We start from the raw sequence: 13,760 nt of genomic DNA, 5'->3' as shown, positions 1-13,760 counted from the left end.
CATCTCGCAAGATGTTTGCATTAATCCGCCCCAACCATGATAAATGCCCCCCAGAATTTTGGTGAGGGGTATTCTTTGCGCAATTCTTTTTTGGCATAAGTAAAAGCCTCGCGTTTATTGCCGTTTTGTAACCAGCGGGAGTAAAACAACTCCATCAGACGCTGCGTGGCCGCATCATCCACCTTGAACAAACTCATAATCAGGCTTTTGGCTCCTGCCACGCGAAACGCCCGTTGCAAACCGTAAACTCCTTCCCCGATTCGGGTATCGCCTCGCCCTGTTTCGCAAGCGCTTAGCACTACCAGTTCTGTATTTTCCAGAGCCAAGTCCATAGCTTCGTAGGCTGTCAAAATGCCTTCTTCTTTGTTGTAGGCATATACATTTTCGGTAGCTACCAAATCGCCGCCGTTGCGCAGCAGCAGCCCTGAACGCAACAGTGGGTTATTAACGGTTTGCCTGCTGCTCAGTTCATTGTCGGAGAGATTGATTGCTAAATCGGGTTCAAAAAAACCATGGGTGGCAATGTGGAATACACGCGGGCTTTGCAGTTGTTTTACATGTTCTTCGGTAGCTTCCGTCAGTACAAATTCGCTGGTAGACGGATTGCTTTTGCCAATGAGTTGGGTTAGATTTTTTACTTCGTTGAATGCACCGGGCAATTGCGGAATTTTTCTGTTGCGTGTGCCCAAATACTCTTCCGGTTGCAGGTCTTTATAGAAAACAGGGTTGCCAAAAAATACAAAACTGTTGGCTGAGGCAGTGGCCTGTCGGTTTTGCTCTAATAAATCGGTTGTATTGGTGAGCAAAACTATTTCACGGCGGTCTATTACATAGGTATCGTCTGCAACAAGCAATGCCTCCACGTTCACTTGATTGTAAGCTCCTTCTACCGACAGGTAAACTTTCTTTGCATCGGCAAGGGCTTTGTCCACTGGCTCCCAATAGCGCTTATAGGACAGCCGGTCGGTAAGCCCAAACTTCACCGAATTGCGATATACCTTTAAATAAGTGTCTTCTAATGCATTACCGTTGGCAATAGGAATAAACTTCGGTGCGTTTTTTTCGCCATAGGGCAATATAAGGGCGGCATACACGACCGAATCGGTAAAACCCTTGTCGTAGTAAGGGTAGCGAATAATTTCAACAGCTGCCTCTCCTGCCCGCAACTGCGCTGCCACTTCCTGCCAGCGGCGGATTTGCAATTGCCTTGCCTCTATAAATAATTTGGAACGCCGACTCAAATTTTTATCCAAATCGTCAATTTCTTTTTGCAGTTTGCGCAAATCAATGCCTGCTTCCTGCAACTGCTGCGGCGAATAGGCAAGTGCCTTGGTGAGCAATTGTTTTTTGTCTATCCACTCGCGGTAGCGGCGCACGGTAGCCGAATCGTTGGAGTTCATAATCAGATTGCGCAGCTTGCCCGCATTGCTTACCAAAAGAGACTTGGCAAATGTAGCGTTGTCGTAGAGTGCACCAGCCAGCGCGGGATTGTCGGGTAGACGACGCACCAGCAGGTTATTGTAAAACTCATAGTCGGCGCGCACCAGCCCCCAATACTTGGTTTTTTCGCGGTCGCTCAGTACGGGGAAAAAGGTTGTGATGTACTGCCGATAGCCTGCCAGTACGCCTTCCATAATTTTCTGTGCCTGTGCATAATTTTTCTGTGCAAAGAACATGCGGGCATGTTGCGCCTGTGTCTGTACGTACAGCGGGTGCTTCGTACTAAGAATTTTGGCCAGTATGCGCATGGCGCTTTTGTACTGTTTGTCGGCATTGCCAAAATTGCCTGCACGGGTGTAAACATTGCCTTTCAGTACGGCTATCTCCGCCGCGTTGGTATTGTTACCTGTTTTCAGGATGCTGTTCCAAATGCGATTGGCGCTGTCTAACAACTGCAAAGCCTGTGTGGGCTGATTGCCTTCGGTGTAAATCAGCGCAAGGTCTTTCAGCGCATCGGCATAAATGGGGTTGCGGCTGCCCAAATTGCGGGCGATAATTTGCCGCGATTCGTTAAAAAGCCGCTCCACGGTTTGCGGAGGTTCTTTGCTGAAATAGCGAATGAGGGCTTCCTGCCGCAACAAATTGGCTACGGCAATGTTGTTACGTCCGAAATTGCGCTCTTTTATCTGTCGCACACGCAGAATTTCGGCAATTGCTTTTTCGTAGTCGCCAATGGCGGTGTAAATAAGCACCTGTGTTTCAGCTATTTCGGAAGTTATAGCCGAACTGTCGCCAAAAGTTTCAGAAGCCAGTTTGAAGGCTTTGGCTGCGAAGTCATCGGCTTTTACGTAGTCGCCTGTTGCCAGATAGAGCCTTGCCAATTGGTTGTACGGATTTATCAGGAAACGACTGTTTTCACCGTAGCGGGTGCGGCGCACCTCAATGGCATCATTCAGCAGGCGTTCGGTTTGGGTAAAGCGCTCCATGGCAATGTAAAGCCCTGCCAAATCGTCAATGGCAGTAGAACTTGCAATGGAACTGTTGGAACGCTGAAACAGGCGGTCGGCCCGCAGCAGGGCAGCTCGCGCATCGTTGAAAAGCCCCATTGTGGCGTAATAAGATGCTGCCGTTTCTAATGCCTGCGAGTATTCCAGATTCAGCGTGCGGTTATAGGCCTTTTTGAAAATATCCAGAATGTGGGTGATGTTTTTGTCTGCGTCGGCAAAGCGCCCTTGCTGCATCTGCACTTTAACCAATTTCTGCAATTCAACCGCATAGCTGACATTGTTCTCACCAAAGCGTTTTTTGGCAATTGCCACTGCCTGATTGAGTTGTACCAAAGCCGAATCGTAACGGCCTGTCATTTGGTAATACGTAGCAATGTCGTTCAGAAAATCTACCCTGTCTTTGTGCTCCGGTGCAATTTTTTTGCTGATAAAGCCGTGATAGCTCTCGCGGATAATGCTATCGGTGGTGCTGAAGCGATTGGTAAAAGCGGCATAATAATTAGCCAGCTTCATGCGGGCATAATGATACGGCAGCGAATTTTTTCCCAATGCCTTTTCCGCACTTGCCACCTGTGCCTGCAAGTAAGTCTCTGCCTTGCCCAAATTGTCGGTTGCGAGGGCAAGTTCATAGGCCTGTTGCGTTAGTTTGCGGTATTCCTGATGCTCCACAGGTACTTTTTCGGGCAATTTCAGTGCATCGTTCAGCAGTTCTTGTGCTTCGCGGTAATTCTGAAACTTATAAGCGGTGCGCGCGTCCAATCGCTGCGAGATGGCATAGGGCATTTTGTTGCGCCCGTAGTATTTGAGCGTATTTTGCCGCAACTCCCAGCGCTGTTTGCTGCTTCGGCGGATAAATTTGCTTTCTATGTAGTTGTCTATCAGGGTTTCATGAATCGCCAGATAGGTTTTATGCACAGGGGTAAAACGCTTTTCGGCCGTGAAAATATGGCGGTCTAACTGCTTTTGCAGCGACTCTTTATTGTTGCCTCCCATATCTAAATTGAGCAGATTCTGAAAATGTTTGTTGGTAATCATTGCCGCATCGCGCGTGCTGAGATTGCTGCGAATCCAGTTTTCGGCTTCCGACAATTTATTGCCTGCATCGCCATATCGGCCTGCCTGCCGCAGCATGTCCCCCCAAGTGTTCAGCAGTTCGGCATATTGATTTTTGCGGCGGCGGAGTTCTATGGCACTTACCACTCTTGTTTTTTCCGCACGTTCAATTTCGTCAAAGTAGGTTTCCTCATTGACCAGTACTGCCTCTTGTGCTTTCAGCGCATTACCGATTTGCTGCTGAAATGCTGCAAAGTCTTGCCTAAGCACGGCAATGCGAATACCGGTATGCAACATCTCTGCCCTGATGAGCGGACTTTTCTCATTGGCCAATAATGCCTGTGCTTTGCCGAGATATTCTTCTGCCCGATTGGCATAGCTGTACTCGGCGTAAGCAGTGGCGGCATGGAGCAACCCAAGCCCGTAGCTACGGCTTTTATCGCTGTTAATCAGTCGCAGGTTCAGCATTTCCTGAATGGAGCGCTCAAAGTTCAGATACTGTCCCATTGCCTCCTGATACTTTGCCAAATACGGCAACGAGTAGGCTACTGCTTGCCCGTAAGAACCTTGTTTGAGGTTTCTTATCAGTTTCTCACACTTTTCAAGCGCTTTTTCGTAGTCGCCGTCGTCGTAATATTGCTCGCATACGGCAAGAGTGGCATAGGTTTTCTCGGCGGATTGAGCAAAAAGCATGGCACAGCAACTCGCTCCAAAGAGGAACGCTGCCAAGCAGTAGCGTAAGTAAACGTACATAGGTAGCACAAATAAAGTATGTCAAAGTTACGTAAATCAGGCCATCAGAATGTAGTATTCTTTGCCCGATTTGCAAAATCGTACTACTTTTGAACATGCAAACTGTTACCCATCGGCTTCAATCGCTGTTCGCTGCTAAGCGCAACATTTTGAATATTTATTTTACAGCCGGTTTTCCTCAATTGCAAGACACCGTGCGCATCATCCGAGCGCTTTCGGCTGCGGGAGCAGATATGATTGAAATTGGTATGCCTTTTTCCGACCCGCTGGCCGACGGCCCTACCATTCAGCAAAGCAGCCAGCAGGCACTTGACAATGGGATGAGCCTGCGACTGCTTTTTGAGCAACTGAAAGACATCCGCCAATATACGGACGTACCGTTGCTGCTGATGGGCTACCTGAATCCCGTGATTCAGTTTGGTGTTGAAAATTTCTGCCGTGCTGCACAGGAAGTCGGCATTGACGGGCTCATTTTGCCCGACTTGCCCATGCACGAATATCTGAGCGAGTACAAACCCGTATTTGAGCGCTACGGCCTGTTTAATATCTTTCTCATTACGCCGCAAACAGCAGAGGAGCGTATCCGCCAAATAGACGAACTTTCGCAAGAAAGTTTTATTTACATGGTGTCGTCTGCCAGCACAACCGGTGCTAAACAAGGCTTTTCGGACGAGCAACGCCGCTATTTTGAGCGCATAGCCGCCATGCAACTCAAAAGCCCCAAACTCATCGGTTTTGGCATTTCGGACAGAGCGACCTTTGAGGGAGCTTGTCGCTACGCAGAAGGTGCAATTATCGGCAGTGCCTTTATCAATCTGCTGAGCCAAAGCACCGACTTGGAGACAGATATACAGCAATTTGTGGCTGCTTTGCGGTAGTTTGTCTCTACTTGTATTTTTCCGCTATGCGGCGAATGGTTGCCAAGTCTTCCTCGTTGATATTCTTTGGCGAGTGAATTTGCAACGTTACGTAAAGGTCGCCGCGCTGTTCGGGGGTGTCGTACACAGGCATACCCTTGCCTTTCAGGCGGAAAACCTTGCCGCTGTCGCTGTTTTTAGGGATAGGAAAGGCTACTTGCGTACCCAGTACATCTATGGAAACCTTATCGCCCAGCAAGGCCGTAAAACTATTGACAGGCAAGGTGTAGTACAGGTCATTGCCCTTGCGCTCAATATTTTTGTGCGGCTTTATCTTGATTTTTACGAATAAATCGCCTTTGGTGCCGCCGGGAACATTGCTGTCGCCGCCATGCCCTGCCAGTTTGAGCACCTGTCCGTCTGCTACGCCGGGCTTGATTTTGATACGCAACTTTTTATCCATCACTGCCAAAATGCGTGATGCACCATGGGCGGCATCTTCCAATGAAATTTCCATTTCGGTTTCATAGTCCTGTCCGCGCATACCTGCGGCACGCCGCGAAGAGGTGCGTTCTTCACCGCCGAAAAACTGCCTGAAAAAATCGGAAAAGCCGCCTTCGCCGAAAATATCGCCGAAATTAAACCCGCCTTCTTCCTGTGGGCGGTATTGCTGTTGCCACGAACGACCGCCGCCGTAGCTTTGGCCGCGCATAAAGTCTTCGGGGTTACCGCCGTATTGGCTGTATTTTGCCCAATCGGCTCCCAATTTATCGTAATACTTGCGTTTTTCGGGGTCGCTCAGTACCTCGTTGGCTTCTGTGATTTCTTTGAATTTAGCCTCCGCGGCCTTATCGCCCGGATTTTTGTCGGGGTGATATTGTTTGGCCAATTTGCGGTAAGCCTTTTTGATATCGTCAGCTGTGGCATTTTTAGGTACGCCCAAAATTTTGTAATAGTCTTTGTAGTCCATGTTGTTTTAGTTAAAAAAATAGGCTTCGTTGTATTAACGAAGCCCGTGGGTTTTGGGTTCACTACAATCGCAGGATTTTCATTTCTACCCGTCGGTTTTTCTGTCGGCCGGCTTCCGTGCTATTGTCGGCAATTGGCATAGAGCCACCGAAGGCAGCGGTTTCAATTCGCTCTTCGCTGATGCCGCGCTGGGTCAGGTAGTTTTTAACTGCCGTTACGCGCCTTTCGGAAAGGGTCTGGTTTTTTTGCGGGTCGCCTACGTTATCGGTATGGCCGCGCAGTTCAATGGAAACGTTAGGGTTCTCTTTCAAGAAAGCCACCAATTTATCCAGCTCAGGGTACGACTCGCGGCGCAACAGGAAACTGCTCTGCTCAAACAAGATGTTGGAAAGTTGGATGGTTTTCCCGACTTCTACTTTTTCGTCTTTGAAAGTAATGCCACTCTCTTTACCGCCCGCATTGCCGCTGTTGGCTGTGTTGCCACTGCTGTTGCTGTTGGAAGAGTTATTAGTGGGGCGTTCGCCTTCGTTGTTGGGCTTAGGTTCGGGCTTTGCGGCTACTATCGGCTCTTCGGGTTCAGGCTTTTTGAGCCGCCAGAGTTTAATGCTGCCATCGTAGCTGCCCGAAGCAATCAAATCATCGGTAGGGCTGAAGCGCGACATGCGCACTATTTGCCTATGACCGCCCAGAGTGGCAATCAGTTTGCCGTTGTTCAAATCCCATATCCTTACCGATGTGCCATAGGCCGCAGTTACCATCAGTTTGCCGTCGCGGCTGAAAGATGCCCCGCTGTAATTTTCCGGGTCTGACACTTGGTAGCTGTTTAGAATGCGCCCGTTGGTGGCATTCCAGAAAGTAACTTTGCCGTCATAACTCCACGTAGCAATGCTGTTGGGGAAAGGCCCGTTTACCACATCGTTCAGGTAGTTGCCCTCGTAGCGGAAATAGCGCACCATCAGCCCGTCATTGAGGTCTATGAATTTTACCAAGTTGCCAACCGTAACCACCAAATATTTTTCGTCTTGCGATACCGTACCGCCTGTTACGGTGCTGTACCACCTGCCGCTGGGTTCGTTGGTAGAGTGAATTACCTCGGCGGGCTGCACCTTACCCGAAACCGCTGTTTTGATGTCGGCTTTCATAATGTAGCCATTGTCGCCGCTGAAGTAGATATGGCGGCTGTTAGGCGAAAACACAACAAAGGAAACCGATACTAAATCTTGTTTAAAAATGCCTGAGAACGTAGGGAAAGGCTTGTTTTGAAAGCACCCGATATTTTTTCCGGTGGCTACTTCCCATACGCAGGCTGTTCCTTCTTCGCCCGCACTGGCCAATAAGGAGCCGTCTTTATTGAACGTTACCTCATAAACTGTTTTGGCATGTCCTTTCATCTTGCGGATGATTCGCCCCGTGGCCACATCCCAGAGAATGATTTGCCCATCGGAGCCGCCGCTGGCAATCATTTTGCCGTTGGGACTGAACCGAATGTTTTGTACCTGCCCTTCGTGCCCTTGCAGGGTGCGCTCCAACTGAAATTCTTGCGCAAGGCTGCCATATGCCCCAAAAACAATCAAGGCCACTCGGAGAAGTAATTTGCTGAAGAATGTTGTTCTCATCACAATACAATCAAAATAATGCTATGTAAAAGACGTGCTTTTTTGGTGAAGGTTGAAATAACGCAATGACGCACGCAGTCATTAAGTAACTTTTAACAAATTTCCTGCCTAATAATAGCTATCTTCGTACAAGCAGGCAGCCGATACAATACATTACACAAGCACACTGAACGCGCCACGGATTTTGTCAGATAACATGGGAAAATGCGATGGAGATATTTGAATAAAAGAAAAATCTGCAAAAAATGCTGCATTTGCCCAAAAATGCCTGTACAAATATCCCAAGGCATACTGAATGGATGTCCGACTACCGTATATAAGCATATTCGCAAAAACAAATGATTTGATAATCAGTGCCTTATACGGGTTGCTTCTCTGCCGCAAATATGCGAACTTTGTGGTATGGAGATGTCTGTCAAACCCAAAATAGCCTCGTCTGTCGGTGTGGCTAAACCTGCTGCCAAAAAAGACCTTCGCAAAACGGCAGTGGCTGATTTACAGGCTTTTATGACTGCACAAGGTCAGCCTGCTTTTCGTGCCAAACAAATTCAGGAGTGGCTTTGGAAAAAATCCGTAACCGACGTGGCAGCAATGAGCAATCTGCCGCAAACGCTCCGCGAACAGTTAGCCGAACAGTTTGACATTCTTCCCGTAACTATTGCCCAGCAGCAAAAAAGCAATGACGGTACAATTAAACTCGGGCTGCAACTCCACGACAAGCATCTGGTAGAAGGTGTCCTCATCCCGACAGAAACGCGGATGACTGCCTGTGTATCTTCGCAAGTGGGTTGTTCGCTCACCTGTAAGTTTTGCGCAACGGGCTACATGGACAGGGTACGCAACTTGGATGCAGCAGAAATTTACGACCAAGTAGTTTTGATTGACCGTTTGGCAAAGCAAAACTACAATATGCCGCTGACCAACATCGTGTACATGGGCATGGGCGAGCCACTGCTGAACTATGCTAACGTGTTGGAATCTATTCGCCTGATTACTTCGCCCGAGGGCTTGGGTTGGTCGCCTAAGCGCATTACGGTTTCTACGGCAGGTATTGCCAAAATGATTCGCAAATTGGGCGACGACAAAGTGAAGTTCAATTTGGCACTTTCGCTCCACGCCGCCAACGACGAGAAGCGCAACCAAATTATGCCCATCAACGAAAGCAACAGTTTGGTAGCCCTGCGCGATGCGTTGAAGTACTTTTATGCCAAGACCAAAGGCGAAATCACGTTTGAGTATATCGTTTTCTACAAGTTTAACGACACTTTGCAGGATGCGGAAGAATTGTACCAATTCACCAAGCATGTGCCTGTAAAGGTCAATATCATTGAGTACAACCCCATTTCAGAGGCACAGTACGTCAATACCGACCCGCAAACGCTGGATAAATTTGCAGCTTATTTGGAAAAACGCGGTGTTGTTGTCAATGTACGCCGCAGTCGTGGCAAAGATATTGACGCAGCCTGCGGGCAATTAGCGATTCGGAATAAAAATTAATCGCTCAAAAACTGCAATAATTCTTTCAGTCCCGCATCTGTTATACTTGCTTTGGCTGGCTTATCGTAAATGGGAAGCAAGTAAACCAACTTAATTAAACCTGACGGGTTTCTCTCAGCCCCGTCAGGTTTGTGTGAAAGGATGCACCCACTCAAACAGAAATCATTTTCGTCCGAATAGCAGCGTTAAAACCAGCACGGCGACAAAATCCACTACCAATCCTACAATACCCCAAACTATCAGAAACAGGAGAAAGAGAAGAATGAGTGTGGCTCTACCCATTCATAGGCGATTTTGACGGATAAGAGCCAACAGGCAATTTTAACGATGATAGCCACTAAAGGCGGTGTTTGTTCAATAGACATACTTTTAATTAGTTTTTACGTTTGTTAATACCGCTTACCGCCAAACGTTCCCTCTGTTTCTAAAAAATAGCATGATTATTTACGCCGTAGGTGTTGCATATTTGTAAAAAAACAGGAATATGCAGCGCCTGACGAGGCAAAAAAAGGGGATGGGGTATCATTGTCCTGCCGATATACAGTGCCTATGGCATATAAGCGACTTGCAAACGGCACAGTATCATAGCGTGTAATGTGCTTGAGATAATGCATTTATACTCAAACCTGATAGGTTTTGAAAACCTGTCAGGTTTAAATAGCTGTTTTTCAAGAACTTACAAAAAGCATTTTGCAAACCACTTGCGCTTTTGTATAAAAACTGCTCAGTTACTTAAGTGCAGTGCTTTGTCATCGCGAATATCCGGCAACACTTTCATAAAATAACGCGAATTTTGCGGCAGAGTCTTGGAAAAATTTAATTCGGTTTTGTGTTGTACCCGTAGGGACAGGGCGCGATTTATCTCTACAAATTTACCTATATCGGAAAAATACAATTCGCGAAATCGCATTTTCGTGCAAGTGATGTTGTTTTGATTTTTTTCGTGCCAAACACGCTGATTTTCAATTAAATAGCAAATAATTCGCGTTAAAATATCAAAAGAAATTTAAGTTCGGCGTATAGAATTAGCCTGTTTCACCCTAATATACAACCCAAATTTCAGACACACACTCATGCGATTAGCTAATCATACACACCTGACCTACTGCACCAATATCCACCCGGGCGAAAGTTGGGCGGAGGTTTGGGCTGCCCTGCAACAACACATACCCGCCGTGCGCCAACAGGTTTGCTCCAATCAACCCTTTGGTATCGGTTTGCGCCTTTCCGATTTGGCAAGCAGGCAAATACTTGAAAATGAACACCTTGAACTATTCAAAGCATGGCTGCAAGCGCAAAATGCCTATGTGTTTACGATGAACGGCTTTCCGTTTGGCGGCTTTCATTATCAGCGGGTCAAAGATGCGGTGCACACGCCCGACTGGACAAGCAGGCAGCGGCTGGATTATACCGTCAGGTTGGCAAATATTTTAGCAGCGTTGTTGCCCGCCGGTATTGCAGGAGGAATTTCTACTTCACCGCTCAGTTATGCACCATGGCATCGTTCGGCAGCAGATTTGACAGCAACAACGCAAGAGGCAGCCAAGCAACTTGCGCGGGCAGCATTGGCAATGTTCAGAATTTTTGAGCAAACAGGTCAAATGATTCACATAGACCTTGAACCCGAGCCTGATGGCATTATGGAAGACCTTGCCACAACGCTGCAAACGTTCCGACAGTTTATCTTTCCCGCATCGGACAGGCTGGCGGCTGCCGAGGGTATCCCGCCCGAATTGCTGCGGGCACATCTGCAACTGTGCTACGATGTTTGCCATTTTGCCGTTGCTTTTGAGCCGCACGCCGAGGCACTGAAACAACTCTCTGCCGAGGGTATCCGCATCGGTAAGTTTCAGTTGAGTGCTGCGCTACGGGTGCAGTGGCAAGACACTCAACGCGAAGCCCAACGAAAAGTCCTTACAGCCTTTGACGAGCCTACGTACTTGCATCAGGTAGTGGCACGCAGTTATGAAGGCAGTTTGCTGCACTTCTCCGATTTGCCGCAGGCACTTGCTTCGGCAGAGGCTTCGGCAGCCGCAGAGTGGCGCACGCATTTCCACGTGCCGATTTTTTTGGACAACTACGGACTGATTCAATCCACGCAGCAAGATATTGTTGAGGTACTGCAATTGCAGCAACAGTACGACTATTCCCGACATTTGGAAGTGGAAACCTACACATGGACGGTACTGCCCGCCGATATGCAACTGCCTGTTGCCGAATCCATTGCGAGGGAATTGCAGTGGGTAAAAAATATTGTGGAACAGATGCCTTAGCGTGCACCTTTTTTTCGCTTCGTGGGTTTTTCCTCCCAAAAAACAGCACTGTGTGCCGTAGGGTAGGGGGCAGGCGGTTTATTTTCTGCCTGATTTTTTTGTTGCAACGATTTAATTTTTCGGTAAACTTCTTCCGACATATGCCCTGCTGCCTGCTGTTTGACGATGTGCGAGATAGAGTCTGCCCATTGGAATTTGGGTGCATAATAGATTTGCAACAGCGAATCTTGCGACAGAAAGCCCATCGGGCGCGGCTGTGCAAAACCAAGAGCGGAAACGAATAAAAAAACGACAAACAGTAATTTCATCAATTGATTTTGCGCAAAATCTGTGCACAACTTTACGTAAAAACGCTACATTTACGACCCATAACATCTGCAAACAAACCATTGCCCATGCGCCCCGAAACTGCTGCTATCCACGCCGGCTCACACATTGACCCCCAAACAGGTGCTGTTATTGCACCTATGGTGCTTTCTACCACTTTTGCCCGCAACGAGCAAAACGAACTTATCAGCGAATTTCATTATGCGCGGGCAGGCAACCCGAACCGCCGCGCACTTGAAGAGCGACTGGCGGCAGTGGAACAAGCCGCCGAAGCAGTTACTTTCTCATCGGGGCTGGCCGCTGCAATGGCTATTTTACACAGCCTTTCCCCGGGCGACCATATTGTCGTCTCTCCCGATATGTATTTTGGCATACGAGTTCAGTTGGAGGCGCTTTACAGCCGATGGGGGCTGCAATTCAGTATGGCCGATATGACTGACCTTGCGCAAGTAGAGGCCGCTATTCGCCCCAATACCCGCCTGATATGGACGGAAACACCCTCAAATCCATTGGTTAAGATTACGGATTTAAAACAGGTGGCCGATTTGGCACATCGTGTCGGTGCGCTGTGTGTGTGCGATAATACATGGTCGCCGCTGATTCAAAAACCGCTGGATTTAGGCGTTGATTTGGTGATGTATTCCACAACAAAATACATAGGTGGACACAGCGACTTGCTGGGCGGCGCAGTGATAGCACGCACCGACAGCGAAACGATGCAGCGTATTCGCTTCTTTCAACGCATGGGTGGCGCAGTGCCTTCGCCTTTTGAGTGCTGGCTGATGTTGCGCAGCATATCAACCCTGCCGCAGCGGATGGAGGCACACTGCCGCAATGCCATGCGTTTGGCAGAGTTTTTGGCACAGCATCCTGCCATAGAAAAAGTACACTATGCGGGTTTGCCTACCCATCCGCAACACGCTCTTGCAGCTGCGCAGATGTCGGCATTTGGAGGGATGCTTTCCATCGAGTTAAAAGGCGGTAAGGCGGCTGCCCTGAAAACCATTGCAGGGCTAAAACTTTTTGCGCGTGCCACAAGTTTGGGCGGCGTAGAAAGCCTAATCGAGCATCGGGCAACGGTAGAGGCTGCCCATGCCAATTTTTCTGACTCATTGCTGCGCGTATCGGTAGGTTTGGAGCATCCCGACGATTTAATTGAAGATTTTAGCAACGCACTTGCGGAACTTGTTGCACACTAAAATTGTATTTGATTCGTTTAGCATATAGCTTTGTAATACCAAATCCCATTTGCTTTGCGTCTCTTTATCATTATTTCTACATGGTTTCTGCTTGTATGGTCGATGCATACCGACCGTCAGGAATACAGACCTGTTTATGAAATACCTGATTATGAGGATTTTACAATTCAGGAAGACAACTTGCCGTCCTCGCTGATTTCATGGTTAGACAATAATCAGCCTAACACCACCGCAAGCAAACGGCAGCGTTTGCAGCAAGACGACGAGCGCCGTGCCGATGCTGCGCTTTCCGATGTTTTCGGCCGTTTGTTTGATGCTCTTCTAAATGCCGACAAGTCAAGCACATTGGCGGCAGGTGAACGCATCCATGACAATTTTTCTGTTAAAATCTTTATCCGTATTTGTAGGCTGAGATTGTAGCTCTTCTCCTGTTCATTCCTTGAACAATCCCAACCAAAAGTTCCGCTTACAGCGCCTGTATGTTCCCATGGGCAGTAATAGGTAAGTGAGCAGCTTAGCGCGCTCTTTTTTACCGCAAAGTGCGCAAAGGTTCAATCGCAAAGTGTGCAAAGGAAAGATTCATCATAAAAAACACTTAGCGCGTTCTTAGCGTAACACTTGGCGGTAGAAAATTTGAAAGGTCGTTTTAAACTACTCGCTTACTTAGGTGCTGACGGTAGGCCGTTTGTGAATGTTTTTTTCTTTGCTATTAGGCCTGCATTCTGAAAGCATTCGGAGTGGTTTTTTATTTTCAAAATTATCCCTAACA

The 13,760-nt window shown here is 47.9% G+C and carries 9 protein-coding genes; 5 read left to right on the top strand and 4 right to left on the bottom strand.

Annotation, left to right across the window (positions count from 1 at the left end; genetic code table 11):
* Window positions 1-20: 20 nt before the first annotated feature.
* Window positions 21-4,253 carry a CHAT domain-containing protein gene (locus tag NDK19_RS11265; protein ID WP_250631983.1) on the bottom strand — a complete coding sequence of 1,411 codons (4,233 nt, stop codon included), beginning with the start codon at window positions 4,251-4,253 and terminating at the stop codon, window positions 21-23.
* A 95-nt stretch (window positions 4,254-4,348) separates the two neighbouring features.
* On the opposite strand from NDK19_RS11265, the gene trpA reads away from it, so the two are divergent.
* On the top strand, window positions 4,349-5,131 hold the full coding sequence (gene trpA / locus NDK19_RS11260) for a tryptophan synthase subunit alpha (protein WP_250631982.1): 783 nt from the start codon (window positions 4,349-4,351) through the stop codon (window positions 5,129-5,131).
* A gap of 7 nt (window positions 5,132-5,138) precedes the next feature.
* Here the strand turns inward: trpA and NDK19_RS11255 are convergent, their stop codons facing one another.
* Window positions 5,139-6,080, bottom strand: coding sequence for a DnaJ C-terminal domain-containing protein (locus NDK19_RS11255; protein WP_250631981.1), 942 nt, complete (start codon window positions 6,078-6,080; stop codon window positions 5,139-5,141).
* 61 nt (window positions 6,081-6,141) lie between these two features.
* Window positions 6,142-7,695, bottom strand: a complete 1,554-nt coding sequence (locus tag NDK19_RS11250; RefSeq protein WP_250631980.1) for an OmpA family protein — start codon at window positions 7,693-7,695, stop codon at window positions 6,142-6,144.
* Between the two features lie 402 nt (window positions 7,696-8,097).
* Between NDK19_RS11250 and rlmN the strand changes: the two genes are divergently transcribed.
* Window positions 8,098-9,192 carry a 23S rRNA (adenine(2503)-C(2))-methyltransferase RlmN gene (rlmN, locus tag NDK19_RS11245; protein ID WP_394801683.1) on the top strand — a complete coding sequence of 365 codons (1,095 nt, stop codon included), beginning with the start codon at window positions 8,098-8,100 and terminating at the stop codon, window positions 9,190-9,192.
* 1,073 nt (window positions 9,193-10,265) lie between these two features.
* Window positions 10,266-11,465, top strand: coding sequence for a metabolite traffic protein EboE (eboE, locus tag NDK19_RS11240; RefSeq protein WP_250631979.1), 1,200 nt, complete (start codon window positions 10,266-10,268; stop codon window positions 11,463-11,465).
* Here eboE and NDK19_RS11235 read toward each other — a convergent pair.
* Window positions 11,462-11,773: a hypothetical protein gene (locus NDK19_RS11235; RefSeq protein ID WP_250631978.1), complete on the bottom strand. Its 312-nt coding sequence runs from the start codon at window positions 11,771-11,773 to the stop codon at window positions 11,462-11,464. The two genes, eboE and NDK19_RS11235, sit on opposite strands and share 4 nt — an antisense overlap.
* Before the next feature lie 87 nt (window positions 11,774-11,860).
* Here NDK19_RS11235 and NDK19_RS11230 point away from each other — a divergent pair, with 87 nt between their 5' ends.
* Together NDK19_RS11230 and NDK19_RS11225 are read left to right on the top strand one after the other, a co-directional pair.
* Window positions 11,861-12,991: a trans-sulfuration enzyme family protein gene (locus NDK19_RS11230; RefSeq protein ID WP_250631977.1), complete on the top strand. Its 1,131-nt coding sequence runs from the start codon at window positions 11,861-11,863 to the stop codon at window positions 12,989-12,991.
* A 54-nt stretch (window positions 12,992-13,045) separates the two neighbouring features.
* Window positions 13,046-13,411, top strand: a complete 366-nt coding sequence (locus NDK19_RS11225; protein WP_250631976.1) for a hypothetical protein — start codon at window positions 13,046-13,048, stop codon at window positions 13,409-13,411.
* The last annotated feature ends 349 nt before the right edge of the window (window positions 13,412-13,760 follow it).

The sequence above is a fragment of the Rhodoflexus caldus genome (assembly GCF_021206925.1).
Classification (GTDB): domain Bacteria; phylum Bacteroidota; class Bacteroidia; order Cytophagales; family Thermoflexibacteraceae; genus Rhodoflexus; species Rhodoflexus caldus.
This window is presented reverse-complemented; position numbering and strand designations above follow the sequence as displayed.